We start from the raw sequence: 15,938 nt of genomic DNA, 5'->3' as shown, positions 1-15,938 counted from the left end.
CATAATAAAGAATATTAATTTTAAACTGATAAGAAAAATGAGAACAAAAAGATGGATGGCCACTTGCGTGGTGGCTCTTTTGAGTGTAACAGCTGTATTGGCAAAAGATATTCGTGTTGTTGTATTTAAAGTGTCGCAGATGCACTGTGAGAAATGCGAAAAGAAAGTAAAGGACAATATGCGTTTTGAGAAAGGGCTGAAGGATATTTCGACCGAAGTAAAAACGAAAATGGTAACCATTACGTATGACGCTGAAAAAACGAATGTAAAGAAGTTGCAGGCAGGGTTTAATAAGTTCAGTTATGAAGCCGAATTTGTAAAAGAAACAAAGAAAGACGATCAGAAGGCTGATAAGAAGTAATTGAACAAATACCTGTATTAGCTTGTTTCTATAAACAAACAAGGGTTCTTCCCCAACTTCTTTTTCGAGAGGAGGGGAAGGCCGTAAACAATAATTATATGGGTAACACAACAAAAAAGGCATTTCCTGTGCTTAATATGCATTGTGCAGGATGTGCCAATAATGTAGAAAGAACAGTAAAAAAATTGCCGGGAGTCATTGAGGCTTCCGTTAATTTTGCTACCAATACATTGACCGTTTCTTATGAGAAAGAGCAGCTGACTCCCGGAGAGATTCGTGCGGCTGTGCTTGCGGCAGGTTATGATCTGATTGTGGAAGAAGCCCACAAAGAAGAACGCCGGGAAGAGGAACAGCATAAGCGTTACACTCGTTTGAAGTGGAAGGTGATTGGTGCGTGGATTTTGGTAGTACCGTTATTGGTATATTCCATGATACTGATGCATGTGCCATACTCTAATGAGATTCAAATGGTACTTGCTATCCCTGTTATGGTCTTTTTCGGAGGCGGTTTCTTCACCGGAGCCTGGAAACAGGCTAAATTAGGACGGAGCAATATGGATACTTTGGTTGCGCTTAGTACTTCCATTGCTTTTCTGTTCAGTCTGTTCAACACTTTCTTCCCCGAATTCTGGTATGACCGCGGATTGGAACCGCATGTCTATTATGAGGCTTCTGCGGTGATTATCGCTTTCGTTCTTACCGGAAAGTTGATGGAGGAACGTGCCAAAGGAAATACCTCGACAGCCATTCGTAAGTTGATGGGAATGCAGCCTAAAGCGGCTCGTGTTCTGCGCAATGGAGTGGAGGAGGAGATCTTGATTGAAAAACTTCAGGTAGGTGATTTGGTGGTTGTACGCCCGGGAGAGCAAATACCTGTGGACGGTCAGCTTTCCGAAGGCGACTCGTATGTCGATGAAAGTATGATTAGCGGTGAACCGGTTCCGGTAGAAAAGAAGAAAGGTGATAAGGTATTGGCAGGGACGATCAACCAGCGTGGTTCATTTATCATTCGTGCCGCACAGGTAGGCAGCGAAACCGTGCTTGCCCGTATTATCGCTATGGTGCAGGAAGCGCAGGGTAGCAAAGCTCCCGTGCAACGCATTGTCGATCGTATTACGGGGATTTTTGTACCTGTCGTATTGGGCATTGCCATTCTGACATTTGTATTGTGGGTTACCATTGGTGGTAGTGAATATATCTCTTATGGTATTTTGTCGGCTGTTTCTGTTCTTGTCATTGCTTGTCCATGTGCTTTGGGGCTTGCTACACCTACTGCGTTGATGGTGGGTATAGGTAAAGCTGCCAGCCAGCATATTCTGATTAAAGATGCAGTGGCTTTGGAACAAATGCGCAAAGTAGATGTCGTTGTTCTGGATAAAACGGGAACACTGACTGAAGGGCATCCTACAGCTACCGGATGGTTATGGGCGCAGTCGCAGGAACCACATTTCAAAGATGTACTTTTAGCTGCGGAAATGAAATCGGAGCATCCGCTTGCCGGCGCTATTGTTGCTGCGCTTCAGGACGAAGAAAAAATAAAACCTGCCGTGTTAAATAGCTTTGAAAGCATTACGGGAAAAGGAATCAAAGCCTCGTATGAGGGACATACTTACTGGGTAGGCAGTCATAAACTCCTGAAAGATTTCAGTGCGACAGTAAGCGATGTGATGGCTGAAATGCTGGTTCACTATGAATCGGACGGTAACGGCATCATTTACTTTGGACGTGAAAACGAGTTGTTGGCTATTATTGCTGTTTCCGACCCGATAAAGGCTACTTCTGCCGAAGCGGTGAAAGAACTGAAACGCCAAGGGATTGACATCTGTATGCTGACGGGTGACGGGCAACGGACTGCACTAGCCGTTTCTTCCCGTTTAGGAATCGAACGTTTTGTTGCCGACGCTCTACCGGACGATAAGGCCGAATTTGTACGTGAGCTTCAAATGCAGGGAAAGAAGGTTGCGATGGTGGGCGATGGTATCAATGATTCGCAGGCACTGGCATTGGCTGACGTCAGCATTGCTATGGGAAAAGGAACTGATATTGCTATGGACGTGGCTATGGTGACTTTGATGACATCGGACTTATTGCTGCTTCCTAAAGCCTTCCAGTTGTCAAAGCAGACGGTCAAACTGATTCATCAGAATCTTTTCTGGGCGTTTATTTACAACCTGATCGGTATTCCAATTGCTGCCGGTATCTTGTTCCCGCTGAATGGTTTGTTATTAAATCCGATGCTGGCAAGTGCCGCAATGGCGTTCTCCAGCGTGAGTGTAGTGCTCAATTCGTTGAGCTTGGGAAGAAAATAAGAAACGAACCATAAAAAGACAGGAACCTGTAAGCAGTAAACACTGAATGGTAAGCTGTAATTTATGAACAGTGAACAACAAATAATAGACGGTGAATACTTTGCGGATAATGCGCAATTTATTCACCGTTCATTGTTTTACAACTCACCATTTATGTTTTCTATCGTCCTTCGTATAAATTATCTGTTTCTAAATTCCAATGGCGTCATTCCTACATATCGTCTGAAATACTTGCCAAAGAAAGAGGCACTGGGGAAGTTTAGAGAATATGCGATTTCTTGGATAGTCATATTGGTACCTTTCAGTTTGGCTTTAGCATCCATAATGACAATATATGCAATAGTGTCCAATACACTTTTACCTGTCACTTGTCTTACTGTCGTACTTAAATGTTGAAGAGATATACCTAATTTATCTGCGTAGAACTGTGCACGACGTTCGTTTTTATAATTCTCGGTGATAACATGAATCAGTTCCCGGCAGATTTCTTTTTTTCGATTCGAACTACCGTTTTCACCCGGAAATTTATGATATATCAATCGTATGCTTGTCAGGATGGTCTGAAGAGACAATTCAACCAATTCAGAATCCATTTCGAAGTTCTCATTGCAACTGGCCCGTGATAATAGAGCAAAATAGTCTTTCAGATAACTGGCTACCTCTTCATTAAGAGGAACCACCGGCTGTTCTATCAGTTTGGGATATGCGTTACCAATATTCTTCATCAGGTTGATTCGTCCGGCGCAATGTGCGGAAAAGCCGGCAAAGCAAAGGCATACCTTTTCTGTTCTCTCCCGAAACTGAATGATTGTTCCCGGTAACAGAGTTATCAGGTCATTAGGACGAATCTCATAATCAAGCAGATTGATGGAGGCTTTCATCGAACCTTCGGTACAGATGGCAACAATACATGCTTGCAACCGGCAAGATTGCTTGTAAATATTGAGAATGTCTTCTGTTACATTCGTCCATGCTAATACTTCGGTAGGCAAGTCTACCTGTGGAAAGTCCATTTTCATAGTTGTGTTTGTTATATTGGGCCAACAAATGTACGCATTTTCTTTTTATTTCTTACCTTTCCTCTAAAAAGAAAAATCTCCTGCTCTTATATTCGCATGTAACTTACTTGTATCTAATTAATTATACTTATAGTCCGTAAGTTTTCCCACAAAACGCCTAAGACGACAAGTATTTTGTCGTCTGAACTAGTAAAGTTTGTTACTTTCCTCTTCAGCCTAAAAGGACTACGCTGGTGTCCAATCCCTCTATAGATACAATAATTTTGTAAACGCGCTCATGTGGCAGCACAAAGGTAATTATGTTGTCGATAGAGGTATATCGGAAAGGTCTATCCGACCAATAACGATTCTAATGCTTGAATATCATTTTGCCATTCCGCCTGCTTTTCAAGCCGCTTGAGGTAAACATCTATAAAATCCTCGTCTTTTGTCAGCATATGCCATACTGCGACCAATAGTTTTCGGGCGATGGCTACTTGTATCTTCATCTTGTTCTTATGGCGTTGGGTGCATTGCACGTAGCTGAAATTTGAGAAAAAGCAGTTTCGGGTTCTTGATGCGACCCAGGATATTTCAATCAATATCTGACGCAGGAATCGGTTCCCATGCGTCGTCCTGTTGCTTTTGACTTTATTGTTGCTTATATCATTGCGTGGTTTCAATCCACACCATCCCACTAGGTTTGTTGCTTTTTCAAACGGTTTCATGTCAGCCCCGGTCTCCGCAATTATAGCCGAAGCGGCGCGTTCTTTAACACCGGGGATACTCTGTAGACGTTTGAATTGTTTCGGGAAGTGTTCCTGGCACATGGCAATGAGAGCATTCCTGCATTCTTCGATTTGTCGCTCGATTACCTCTATAAGCTCTGCGTATTGCTTTAACAAACAGATGTCTGCCTGGTGAAAGTCACCCGTTACGGCATCCTTTATGATGTTGCGTCCGTATTTCCGTAGAGTTTTTCCATGAATGAGTTTCACCAGCTCCTCAGGGTCTGTTATCCCGGTTATTATTGCACGGACGCACTTCTGATAGCTTTTTCCATTGACTCGGGATACATAGTTACTTAACCGAAAACCACATCGCTGTAAAGCAGCGTCCTGTTTATTGCTGTTATACGTCAGGTCTTCATTCAGGTCGAAGATGCGACGGTTATACTTGCGCATGTCCTGCACTCTCTTATCTGGCACAAAACTTCCACGAATCAGATTCTTCAACAAGCATTCCGCTATCCATTGGGCATCCTTCACATCACTCTTGCGACCGGGAAGCTGCTTTATAAAATAAGGATTTACCAATTTGAGAGACATGCTCTCGCACAAGGCATTCCACACAGGGACCCAATAGGTCGAAGTGCTTTCCATTGCTGCCTCTGTCACCCCATGAGAAACCATCTCGGAACACATAAGTTCTAAATCAGGAGTCAATGTACCATAAACTTTTGCAAAAATAACGGCCTCTGTATTATCCATCACACAGAGATAAATTGTATCTTTGTGGACATCAAGGCCGGCCACGATTCTGTCTTTGTCCATATTTGAGATTTTTTAGTTACACTCCTTAAATATAGGACATTCGTAACAATTAAACGAAGTATGAAGCAGAGTTTGAGGGTTGGCCTCGGTTTTTATTGTGCCGGTGTAGAAAAACTCGATTTTTCTATATAATTTTGTTTTTATGAAAACATTTTTTATTGATTGGAATTTGATACCATACGCCGAAGCATGGCAACGGCAGACAGAATGGTTTGATAACATTGTCCGGGCAAAAGTTCAGGGCGAGAGTTATGAAAACCGTATTGTGATGTGCGAACATCCCCATGTTTATACATTAGGACGTAGCGGGAAAGAAAATAATATGCTGTTGAGTGATGAACAACTGAAAGCAATTGATGCCACCCTTTATCATATTGATCGGGGAGGGGACATTACTTATCATGGTCCGGGACAATTGGTATGTTATCCGATAGTAAACCTGGAAGAATTTCAGTTAGGATTGAAAGAGTACGTTCATCTGTTGGAAGAAGCGGTGATTCGGGTATGTGCTTCTTATGGCATTGAGGCCGGACGTTTGGCGAAAGCGACAGGAGTCTGGTTGGAAGGTGATACGCCTCGTGCGCGTAAGATTTGTGCTATCGGAGTGAGGAGCAGTCATTATGTCACGATGCATGGACTGGCTCTGAACGTGAATACCGATTTACGTTATTTCAGTTATATCCATCCTTGTGGATTTATAGATAAAGGCGTCACTTCTCTTCGTCAGGAATTAAAGCACGATGTGCCGATGGACGAAGTGAAGCAACGCCTCGAAGAGGAGCTTAGAAAACTATTCCAACTCCCAGTTGCCAGGTGCGGCGCATAAAGCAATCTTTATCAGCCAAGGCGTATGAGAAGTCTGCACGTATCGGCCAGAAGTTTATTCCGCAGCCTAGGGTGCCGTAGTTGCCTACTCCTTTGTCTTTGTCTCCGAAATGATATCCCGCACGGACAACACCATATTTCAGGAAATTATATTCGGCTCCTATGCCAGCCTGGAGATGACGGATTTCAGAAGGGAGCAGATAGTTGAAGTCGAGCGCCACCTGCAAACGGTTTTCTATACTGAATGGCAGGTCGATTGTACCTCCCAATCCTAATCTGGCGGGTAACTTTTGTCCGTCCAGCTTTTTGCCTAAGTTGGCAGCTTGGAAACCAATGCTCCAGGAAGCCATTTCGTCCAATAGAGCCATATTGCGATAGTAGGTCGCGCCGAAGTCCAGACAAACGCTATTCTTGCTGTCTGCGTTTTCCGCGGCTTTGGCTTGCAGGTATCTGAACGTTAATGAAAGAGACAGATTTTTGGCTACATTTCTGAAATAAGCAGCTTCTAAATCCCAGATATGAGGACGGTAATCAAGCACCTTGGGATCTTTGAAATGCCGGAAACCTACAGCAAATCCATGTATGCCTTCCCTTCCGATCCGGTAGAAAAGGGAGGCGCTATGTAGCGCATAATCTTGGTTGATCTTAGCGTATGAATAACTCGCACCCATCACTTCTTGTGAGAAAGCGATGGTAGAAGCATTATGAAAAATAGCTGTACTACCGTTGTCGGTGGTAGCTAATCCTGTACCTGCCATACCTGCCGATTGGGCGTCCGGAGTAAGTTCCAGAAAATAGGCGCTTGCCATTTCTTGTGCTCCCAGCAAAGTGGGGAATAAGCACGAGGCGAGAAGGAAATGTTTTACTCGTTTCATAATCAGTTATTTTTAGAGTGAGACATCCGGACAACACGTATGCCTGTCCACGATTTATTGTTGTTTAGCATGTGATTGAGAGGTTCGTCGCTGACAACTACTTTTCCCAATGTAGAAGAAGCGTGCAGCAGGTGCAGTTTTCCCTCTTTATATTCTGCTATTCCCACATGAGCAATGTCCAGTCCGGGCATCTTCGTTGTAATAGCAATAATGTCTCCATTCATGATCCAGGGCAATCCGGCTTCCGGCAGTTCGCTTTTCGGCAACCAATGTACGACTTTTCCGGAGATTGCTTTTTCATATTCGGCCATTTGTCGTACATTTTCCGGAGAATCAGCCAATTTTTTATATTGCTTGGGATGGGTAGACATATACGAAAGAGAGATTTTCTGGGTATGCGCACTGTTTTTGGCAGTAATATCGGTGAGGAATCCGTGGCGGATTCCGTTCTCTATCCATTCGGAAGTATAATGCAACCGGGAAGGATAACCGTTGATGATGCCGTCCCGATAACGTATTTTTTGCAGATTGTCGGCAAAGGAAGAACCGAGTGCCTGTGCCAACGTGTATTCTACGAAAGTGAGGCAATCTACGGCATCTGTCCGGATCACTAATGATTCTTCTCCGTCTTGATCTAATGTGTTAGCCACGTATTTAGTTCCCAAGTAAGATTTTCCGATTCGTAACATGGGTTCGGGATTTTCCGGGAATACAACGCCGTCGCGCAACCATTTCTCCAATTCCTGTGTCCATTGTTGCTTATATTTAAAATGATCCTGAAATCCCCAGCCATGTCCTCCGGTAGGATAAACATGGAGAGTTGCCGGAACCTTGTTTTTCTGTAAAGCAAGGTAATAGTTTACTCCGTGGTAAGGTGCTACGGAAGGGTCGTCGGAGGTAAGAGCGATAAATGCTTGTGGAGTATCGGGCGTTACTTGCAATTCGGCGGAAAACTTCTGTATTTGTTCCATTGTTGGATTTTTGCCGAGCAATGCAGTTCTTGTATTTCCCCGGGTGACTTGCATCATCGTAACTACCGGATAAAGTAATATCTGAAAGTCCGGACGTGTTTCCGAATTGTAGTGAGTGGCGAGTGTAGCAGTTAAATGCCCTCCCGCAGAGGCTCCCATTAATCCTACCTTGTAAGGATTAACATTCCATTCTTTGGCATGTTGGCGTACCATGCGAATGGCTTGTTCGGCGTCTGATACGGGGACTTCCCAATGTCCGTTCGGCATCCGGTATTTTAATACTATATAGGTAATACCTTGTCCGCAGAACCAGGGAGCCATATCATACCCCTCTCCATCCATACCTAGTCCACGATACCCGCCTCCGGGACACATGATAATAGCCATTCCATTCGGCTTTTCCGGGTGGTAGACCGTCAGGGTGGGATGCGTGACATTCGTGACAAAATGAGGACGCGTTTCCTGCTCCTCTCCGGTTAGTCCACTGGAGTTGGGAGCACCGTCGGGCCACAAAGGTAGCTCGACGGGCTGCTGCGCAAATGATATGGCAGTTACAAGTGATACTATAATGGATAATAGTCTCCTCATAATGATTTATTTAACTTTCATTGAAGCCTTTATAAAGTAAAGAATCAGTAAGGCATACGCTCCTAATGCCAACACTTCTGACCAAGTATTGTTCAACCATGCCTCATTAACCAGATTGATTCCACCAAAGCGCATCGCGGCACTGATTACTCCCATCAATGCACCTCCGGCAATGAAACCGGATGCCAGTAAAGTTCCTTTTTCACCTCTTTCCGTATTCAGAGATGCATCTTTGCTACGTGTTGTAACAAACCAATTCACTGCTCCACCCACTACCAGCGGCACATTCAGTTCCAATGGAATAAACATACCCAATGCGAAAGCTAATGCAGGAATTTTACAAAGAGTCAGAATAATAGCTAAGACAGCCCCAATACCATATAACAACCAGGGTGCACCTACACCGCTCATTAGTGGTTCGATCACGGCCGCCATCGCATTTGCTTGCGGAGCAGCCAGTGCGCCACTTGTAAATCCGTATGTTTTATTCAGGATAATCATTACACCGCCTACTGTTGCAGCCGATACGATTGTTCCCAAGAACTTCCATGTTTCCTGTTTGGCAGGCGTACTTCCGAGCCAGTAACCAATCTTCAAGTCGGTGATAAAACCTCCTGCCATCGACAGCGCGGTGCATACTACACCACCCATAACCAATGCGGCAACCATGCCCGAAGGACCTTTCAGTCCGACAGCTACCATCACTACGGAAGCCAATATCAGTGTCATCAATGTCATTCCCGAAACCGGATTAGTACCAACAATCGCAATGGCATTAGCTGCTACTGTGGTGAACAGGAAAGAGATGCCGGCAACCAAAACAATGGCTACCAATGTATGCAACAGATTCCCTTGCATGACATCGAGATAGAAGAATAATACGATTAATATCAGTGTGATGATAGAACCGATAGCGATAATCTTCATGGAAAGATCCCGTTGTGTACGGATAATGCTTTTCTCTACGTTCCCTTTACCGCCCATCTCTTTGGCTGCCAGCCCGACAGCGCTCTTGATGATGCTCCAGGAACGGATAATACCGATCACACCCGCCATAGCGATACCGCCGATACCGATGCTCTTGGCATAATATTTGAATATTTCTTCCGGACTCATCATACCTACGGTAGAGGTAATTTCCGGATTCCATGCATTCAGTACACTGTCACCCCAGATAGCAGACATTCCCGGAATGATAATCCACCACACAGCCAGTGAACCGGCACAAATGATGGAAGCATATTTCAGTCCGACGATATATCCCAAACCAAGCACAGCGGCACCGGTGTTTACCTTGAATACTAATTTTGCCTTTTCTGCCAGCATTTCTCCGGCACTGCAAACACGGGTAGTAAAATTCTCGTTCCACCATCCGAATGTCGCTACGATGAAGTCATATAATCCGCCGATCATACCTGCCATCAATAACGGTTTGGCCTGGCTGCCGCCTTTTTCGCCGGAGATCAACACCTGTGTAGTGGCTGTTGCTTCCGGGAAAGGATATTTTCCATGCATGTCGCTGACGAAGTATTTACGGAAAGGAATCAGGAATAGAATACCCAATACGCCACCCAATAAAGAGCTGATGAATACCTGCATGAAGGTAACCGTCATCTCGGGATATTTAGCTTGGAGAATATAAAGAGCGGGGAGGGTGAAGATCGCTCCGGCAACGATTACTCCGGAACAAGCTCCAATAGACTGGATAATCACATTTTCGCCCAACGCATTTTTTCTTTTGGCAGCTCCGGAAACTCCTACGGCAATGATCGCAATTGGAATAGCTGCTTCAAATACCTGTCCGACCTTCAACCCCAGATAGGCAGCGGCGGCCGAAAAAAGGATTGCCATGGCAATACCCCATGCTACTGACCAGATATTAACTTCCGGATAATTTTTAGAGGGACCCATCAACGGGTTGTACACTTCCCCGGGTTTCAACTCTCTGAACGCATTCTCGGGTAACCCGGTGAATTTGTCTTCTTCTTGTTTCATAGTTTTTATAATTTGCTAATGTGTTAATTTACATTTCCGTCCTCAAAGTAAACAAAAAAAAAGGAGAACCGAAAGATTCTCCTTTATGTAATAGTCTATTTTTTCCTACTTTGCATCTTTTGCCGTCATATCGCCTTCGATATACAATCTTACCATCTCTGTTTTGGCGTTGGTACGCAAGGTGATTGATTTTTTGAAATGTCCCGGATATTTGCCTGTTCCGTTATAAGTCACCTTGATTGTTCCCTTTTTGCCCGGCATGATGGGCTCCTTTGTATATTCGGGTACTGTACAGCCGCAAGAGGCTACAGCCTGATGGATCACCAGCGGGGCATCGCCGATATTAGTAAAGGTAAATGTGCAACTGACAACCGGGCTGTTTTCAGAAAACTTACCGAAATCGTGAGTTGTTTTGTCAAACTTGATATCTGCATTTGTTTGTGCAAATGCAAAGCTTACGCCCATTACTAACAGGGTCATTAAAAAAAGTATCTTTTTCATTTTTCCTTCTCTTTTTGATTACAAACGACAAAGATAATGCTTTTCCCCTAAAATATACTTTATGGAGTGCGAAATAGTATTAAACGATTCTCTTTTGCTATTTTGAGAGTTGGAATCCGAGCATCATTCCATCGTAATTTTCGGCCAGTGAACTAACTGTTTTCAGTGCGGTACTGCTACTTTTGCTACCGATGAAAGCCATTAGTTTCAACAGTTTGTCCGAGTTGAACAGTAACTCCAGTGAGCTGGAACTGCAATTTACTTTAGCGTGCAGATTCAGAAGTTTCAAATACTTCAAATCAACTTGTTTGGTTGAAGCATTGTAGGAGTAAGTGCCTTTCAATGTTTTCTTGCCCACCGTGCTGGTGAAAGTACTGTCGGCATTGAAAGTGAAACTCATCTGGCCGTCTTTAATACCTATTTTGCTTAATTGTTCGTTCAGCTTATTTTCAGCCATAGTAGCTGCGGCAGCTCCGCCTGCTTTCATTAGTAAGTTATCCGATTCGAACTCTACCGCCGAACCTTTGTAGCTCCATGTTCCGGTCATGTCGATAGATTCGGTGGTTCCGGTGATGGCATTTACTACTTTTGAAATGTTGTCCTTATTTAATAAGTCGGACCATGATTGCGCCTGGCTGTTAGTTGCCGTTAGCATAAATACTGCCAAAAAGGCAATAGATAAAAAACTCTTTTTCATTTTCATTCTTCTTTCATTTAACATTGAGATCCTTGTTTATGTTTTCTATGTAATTGAGTATATCAACACGTCCTGTGCGGTCTTCCGAGGAAGATACGAAGTGAGGAGGGAGCTCTTCCCATTGTTTGCCCAACTCACGTAAATAGGCATTGATATTCATTTTTAAACGTCCACCTTTTAGCTTGTCGGCTTTGGTAAAGATGATAGAGAAGGGGATACCGTTCTCGCCCAGCCATTCCATAAACTCGAGGTCTATTTTTTGAGGTTCCAGCCGGCTGTCTATCAGGACAAAGAGGTTGGTCATTTGTTCCCGTTCCAAGATATAATCTTCGATTATGGTGCGTATCTGGTCTTTCCCTTTTTGTCCGCGTCGGGCATAGCCATATCCCGGAAGGTCGACGAGATACCAATTCTTATTGATAAGGAAGTGGTTGATTAACATCGTTTTTCCCGGAGTAGAAGAGGTCATGGCCAGACCTTTACGGCTGGTCAACATATTGATAAGACTCGATTTTCCCACATTCGAACGGCCTATAAAGGCATATTCCGGGAAAATGCCGGCCGGGCATTTCTTCACGTCCGTATTGCTAATCACAAATTCAGCACTTGTTATTTCCATTTTCTTGTCATTTATTTCTTTGTAACATCGTTTTTCCCTTTTTTAGACATGCAGATTAACCCCGCAAAGGTAAGCGTTCCATTTAACATTAGCAATTCATAACCGAATTTATATCCGGTTTCTTTTCCAATCCACCAGTCGGCAAGATAGCAGAGCAGGGGTGAAAAGATGGCTATGAGAGGAACCCACCGGTCGTTCGTTTGCCTGCGTGTAAAAAGTCCGAAAGCAAACATTCCGAGCAGGGGGCCGTATGTGTAGGAGGCGATGATATATATGGCGTCAATAACACTCTTATTATTGAGTATTTCTACCAGGCAGATGAAGAATGCCAATAAGACTGATAACGATAAATGCACTTTGCCTCTTTTGCGACGTGCCGTTTCTTCTGTGTCTTTTTCCGTATTCAGCAGGTCTACGCATACACTGGTTGTCATGGCTGTCAGGGCGGAATCCGAGTTGCTGAAAGCTGCTGCGATAATGCCGATTGTAAAAAGTACCAATACGGATTGTCCCAGATAACCTTGGGCTGCAAACATGGGCAGTATATCATCATTCATGGCTGGCAGTTCGAGTTGCATCTGTCCCGCTAGCGCTATCAATAGAATTCCCAGGCATAAAAAAAGGAAATTTAGCGGAATGAATGAGAAACCGTAGCAGTACATGTTTTTTTGTGCTTCCCGGAGGTTCCGGCAAGAAAGATTCTTTTGCATCATATCCTGATCCAGTCCGGTCATTACGATGACGATGAAGATACCACTGAAAAACTGTTTGAAGAAGTTCTGTCGGGATACCCAGTCGTCAAATACAAAAATACGGCTGTGTTCGCTGTTTTGGATTGTTTGCACAATGCCGCTGAAATTAAGGTCTAATCTTTGGATCGTAAAATAGATGATAAAAATCAGAGCGGCAATCAGGCAAAATGTTTGTAAGGTATCTGTCCACACGATGGTCTTTATTCCGCTTTTATGAGTATATATCCATACCAATGCAACCGAACCGACAGCAATCAGCCAAAAGGGGACGTGCATTTCCTGAAATACATACGTATGGAGAATGAGGCATACCAGATAAAGTTTGGCTGCGGTTCCCAACATGCGTGACAGCAGAAAGAAAAAGGAACCGGTGCGATAGGCACGCACTCCGATGCGGGTGCCGAGGTATCCGTAGATACTTGTCAGATTCAATTTATAATATAAAGGAAGTAAGATATGGGCTACGGCCATGTATCCGAAGAAAAATCCGAGTACCGTTTGCATATACGTCATATCCATTCCGCGCACCATTCCCGGTACAGAGACGAAAGTGACTCCGGAGATGGAGGCGCCAATCATTCCAAAAGAGACTATGTACCAAGGTGATTGGTTCTCTCCCTTGAAGAATGCTGCATTTGATCCTCCCTTACGTCCGGTGATACGGGCTATTAGTAATAATACCGCGAAGTAGCAAAGAATAGTGACTAGTATCATCATAACAGATGCAAAGGTAGCAATTTTTGTAGGTATTAAAAACAATAATCTGTATCTTTGCAAGGTTTTATCGATAGAACAGCAAATATTATCTATGAACCAACAATATCCTTCTATACTGCTTGAAAAGGCAGTCGGCGAATTTTCCAAACTTCCGGGTATCGGGCGTAAGACGGCTATGAGGCTTGTTCTGCATCTGCTCCGTCAGGATACGGCTACGGTGGAAGCTTTCGGAAATTCTATCATAACATTGAAACGTGAAGTGAAATACTGCAAAGTGTGTCATAATATATCCGATACTGAAACTTGCCAGATTTGTGCTAATCCGCAACGGGATGCTTCCACTGTCTGTGTGGTGGAAAATATCCGTGATGTAATGGCGGTAGAGGCAACCCAGCAGTATCGCGGGCTTTATCACGTTTTGGGAGGAGTCATTTCTCCAATGGACGGAGTCGGACCGAGTGACCTTCAAATTGAAAGCCTGGTGCAGCGGGTGGCTGAAGGTGGAATCAAAGAAGTTATTTTGGCGTTGAGCACTACGATGGAGGGCGATACTACCAACTTCTACATCTATCGCAAGCTGGATAAACTAGGGGTTAAACTAAGTGTGATAGCCCGTGGCATATCGGTTGGTGATGAACTTGAATATGCCGATGAAGTGACTTTAGGACGCAGCATTGTGAACCGGACGCTTTTTACCGGAACTGTATAATCATTATTAATCATTTAAGAACGAACATGGAAGAACAGATAAAACGAGCTGTCAGAAATTTGAATATCAGTTATGTTTTCTTTTGGGTGCTCCCGGCATTTTTGCTTGGGGCAGGAGAGTTTGAACTCTTTCCCGTAGGAGGTTTGGTAGATAACGCACCGGCTATCTACTATTTTGAGACGGTCGGCATTTTGCTTACTGCTTTGTGTGTGCCTCTTTCTCTTAAATTATATAGCTTGGTGCTTAAGAAAAAGATAGATCACATGACTATCACGCTTGCCTTGAAGCGATATGTGCAATGGAACATTGTTCGCTTGGGAGTGCTTGAAGTAGCTATTGTGGTGAACCTTTTGTGTTACTACCTGACGTTGAGCAGCACGGGTAACCTCTGTATGCTGATTGGCCTTACGGCGTCACTTTTCTGCCTGCCCAGTGAGAAGAGATTGCGTAACGAACTTCACATTGCAAAAGAAGAAAAGCTATGAGACAGTCTTTCTTGATGAACGAACGTATCTATCTTCGTGCGGTAGAACCGGAAGATATGGATATAATGTATGAGATGGAAAATGATCCTTCGATGTGGGACATCAGTAACTTTACAGTTCCATACTCCCGTTACGTATTGCGCCAATATATTGAAGGTTCGCAGTGTGATGTGTTTGCGGATAAGCAATTACGTTTGATGATGGTACGCAAATCCGACCAGTGTATCCTTGGTACGATTGATATTACGGATTTCGTTCCCCTTCATTCGCGGGGAGAAGTAGGAATTGCCGTGCATAAGGATTATCGGCAGCAAGGGTATGCCACCGACGCATTGAAGCTGCTTTGTGAATATGCTTTTGATTTTCTGTCTTTAAGTCAGCTTTATGCACATGTCACGACAGATAATGACGTTTGTGTAAAGCTGTTCACGTCTTGTGGCTTCGTTCAATGCGGATTATTGAAAAACTGGCTGCAAGTGGAGGGCTGCTACAAAGATGCATTGCTTCTCCAATGTTTGAATCCTAAGAAATAAAATATTAGTTGAGAGTAGGCACTTGTGGGAAGCGTGACCACGTTTCGTACTTGCTGCCTAGCTTCTCTAAAGCAGTCCGCCACATATCCTTGATATTGTTTTTCATCAGATATGATTTTTCTTCTTCAGACACCAGCCATGTGTTTTCTCTGATTTCGTTATTTAACTGTTCGCTGTCCCATCCGGAATACCCCAGGAAGAAACGGATACATTCGCTGATTTTATTCCCTTGTAATATATATTTCTTTATTTCCTTAATTCCGCAACACTATTATAAAATATTTTTTTTAAGTACCTGAGCAACAAAAAGTTGCTCAGGATTTTGCCATGTCAGAGGATTCACTTAACTTAGTGTTGCAAAAAAATAATCAAACAAAACCTCATCAGGCATGGCAAAAATGCAAATAAAATCCGAGAAGCTCACTCCTTTTGGAGGAATATTTTCAATCA

The 15,938-nt window shown here is 43.7% G+C and carries 15 protein-coding genes and 1 pseudogene; 6 read left to right on the top strand and 10 right to left on the bottom strand.

What is annotated here, in order from left to right:
- Positions 1–37: 37 nt before the first annotated feature.
- A complete protein-coding gene (locus tag HMPREF9009_RS18245) occupies positions 38–361 on the top strand; it encodes a heavy-metal-associated domain-containing protein (RefSeq protein WP_004300412.1) in 324 nt (107 codons plus the stop codon).
- A gap of 98 nt (positions 362–459) precedes the next feature.
- A complete protein-coding gene (locus HMPREF9009_RS18240; RefSeq protein ID WP_049702938.1) occupies positions 460–2,670 on the top strand; it encodes a heavy metal translocating P-type ATPase in 2,211 nt (736 codons plus the stop codon).
- 179 nt (positions 2,671–2,849) lie between these two features.
- Here the strand turns inward: HMPREF9009_RS18240 and HMPREF9009_RS18235 are convergent, their stop codons facing one another.
- On the bottom strand, positions 2,850–3,689 hold the full coding sequence (locus HMPREF9009_RS18235) for a helix-turn-helix domain-containing protein (protein ID WP_004311631.1): 840 nt from the start codon (positions 3,687–3,689) through the stop codon (positions 2,850–2,852).
- 329 nt (positions 3,690–4,018) lie between these two features.
- Positions 4,019–5,221, bottom strand: a complete 1,203-nt coding sequence (locus HMPREF9009_RS18230; protein WP_008021897.1) for an IS110 family RNA-guided transposase — start codon at positions 5,219–5,221, stop codon at positions 4,019–4,021.
- A 142-nt stretch (positions 5,222–5,363) separates the two neighbouring features.
- Between HMPREF9009_RS18230 and lipB the strand changes: the two genes are divergently transcribed.
- Positions 5,364–6,047 carry a lipoyl(octanoyl) transferase LipB gene (gene lipB / locus HMPREF9009_RS18225; RefSeq protein ID WP_004315894.1) on the top strand — a complete coding sequence of 228 codons (684 nt, stop codon included), beginning with the start codon at positions 5,364–5,366 and terminating at the stop codon, positions 6,045–6,047.
- On the opposite strand, the gene HMPREF9009_RS18220 is transcribed toward lipB, so the two are convergent.
- From HMPREF9009_RS18220 to HMPREF9009_RS18190, 7 genes are all read right to left on the bottom strand, one after another.
- The gene (locus HMPREF9009_RS18220; protein ID WP_004315893.1) at positions 6,004–6,921 is read right to left on the bottom strand and encodes a PorV/PorQ family protein; all 918 of its coding nucleotides are present in this window, start codon (positions 6,919–6,921) and stop codon (positions 6,004–6,006) included. The two genes, lipB and HMPREF9009_RS18220, sit on opposite strands and share 44 nt — an antisense overlap.
- Positions 6,922–6,923: 2 nt before the next feature.
- Complete coding sequence (locus HMPREF9009_RS18215; RefSeq protein WP_049702937.1) at positions 6,924–8,480, bottom strand: N-acetylmuramoyl-L-alanine amidase-like domain-containing protein; 1,557 nt, start codon at positions 8,478–8,480, stop codon at positions 6,924–6,926.
- A gap of 6 nt (positions 8,481–8,486) precedes the next feature.
- Positions 8,487–10,475 (bottom strand): OPT family oligopeptide transporter, encoded by a 1,989-nt coding sequence (locus tag HMPREF9009_RS18210; protein WP_004300419.1) that lies wholly within the window; start codon positions 10,473–10,475, stop codon positions 8,487–8,489.
- Between the two features lie 105 nt (positions 10,476–10,580).
- Positions 10,581–10,976 (bottom strand): DUF1573 domain-containing protein, encoded by a 396-nt coding sequence (locus HMPREF9009_RS18205; protein ID WP_004300420.1) that lies wholly within the window; start codon positions 10,974–10,976, stop codon positions 10,581–10,583.
- A gap of 97 nt (positions 10,977–11,073) precedes the next feature.
- On the bottom strand, positions 11,074–11,697 hold the full coding sequence (locus HMPREF9009_RS18200) for a DUF4923 family protein (protein ID WP_004315891.1): 624 nt from the start codon (positions 11,695–11,697) through the stop codon (positions 11,074–11,076).
- Positions 11,687–12,292, bottom strand: coding sequence for a ribosome biogenesis GTP-binding protein YihA/YsxC (gene yihA, locus HMPREF9009_RS18195; RefSeq protein WP_004315890.1), 606 nt, complete (start codon positions 12,290–12,292; stop codon positions 11,687–11,689). The genes HMPREF9009_RS18200 and yihA overlap by 11 nt, the downstream gene beginning before the upstream one ends.
- An 11-nt stretch (positions 12,293–12,303) precedes the next feature.
- On the bottom strand, positions 12,304–13,761 hold the full coding sequence (locus HMPREF9009_RS18190; RefSeq protein ID WP_049702936.1) for a sodium:solute symporter: 1,458 nt from the start codon (positions 13,759–13,761) through the stop codon (positions 12,304–12,306).
- Positions 13,762–13,852: 91 nt separating this feature from the next.
- On the opposite strand from HMPREF9009_RS18190, the gene recR reads away from it, so the two are divergent.
- Genes recR through HMPREF9009_RS18175 form a run of 3 tightly spaced genes read left to right on the top strand, consistent with a single transcriptional unit; the run spans position 13,853 to position 15,488 of the window.
- Positions 13,853–14,470 (top strand): recombination mediator RecR, encoded by a 618-nt coding sequence (gene recR, locus HMPREF9009_RS18185; protein WP_004306273.1) that lies wholly within the window; start codon positions 13,853–13,855, stop codon positions 14,468–14,470.
- A 26-nt stretch (positions 14,471–14,496) separates the two neighbouring features.
- Positions 14,497–14,955, top strand: a complete 459-nt coding sequence (locus tag HMPREF9009_RS18180; RefSeq protein ID WP_044131866.1) for a hypothetical protein — start codon at positions 14,497–14,499, stop codon at positions 14,953–14,955.
- Positions 14,952–15,488: a GNAT family N-acetyltransferase gene (locus HMPREF9009_RS18175; protein ID WP_004326972.1), complete on the top strand. Its 537-nt coding sequence runs from the start codon at positions 14,952–14,954 to the stop codon at positions 15,486–15,488. Before HMPREF9009_RS18180 ends, HMPREF9009_RS18175 begins: the two co-directional genes overlap by 4 nt.
- Before the next feature lie 4 nt (positions 15,489–15,492).
- Here the strand turns inward: HMPREF9009_RS18175 and HMPREF9009_RS24850 are convergent.
- Positions 15,493–15,738, bottom strand: a pseudogene (locus HMPREF9009_RS24850) (YqgE/AlgH family protein); the annotation flags it as partial.
- Positions 15,739–15,938: the final 200 nt, after the last annotated feature.

This window comes from Bacteroides sp. 3_1_13, from assembly GCF_001185845.1.
Taxonomy (GTDB): Bacteria; Bacteroidota; Bacteroidia; order Bacteroidales; family Bacteroidaceae; genus Bacteroides; species Bacteroides xylanisolvens.
Note: the sequence above shows the minus strand (reverse complement) of the source record. Positions and strands in the feature narration are given on the sequence as shown.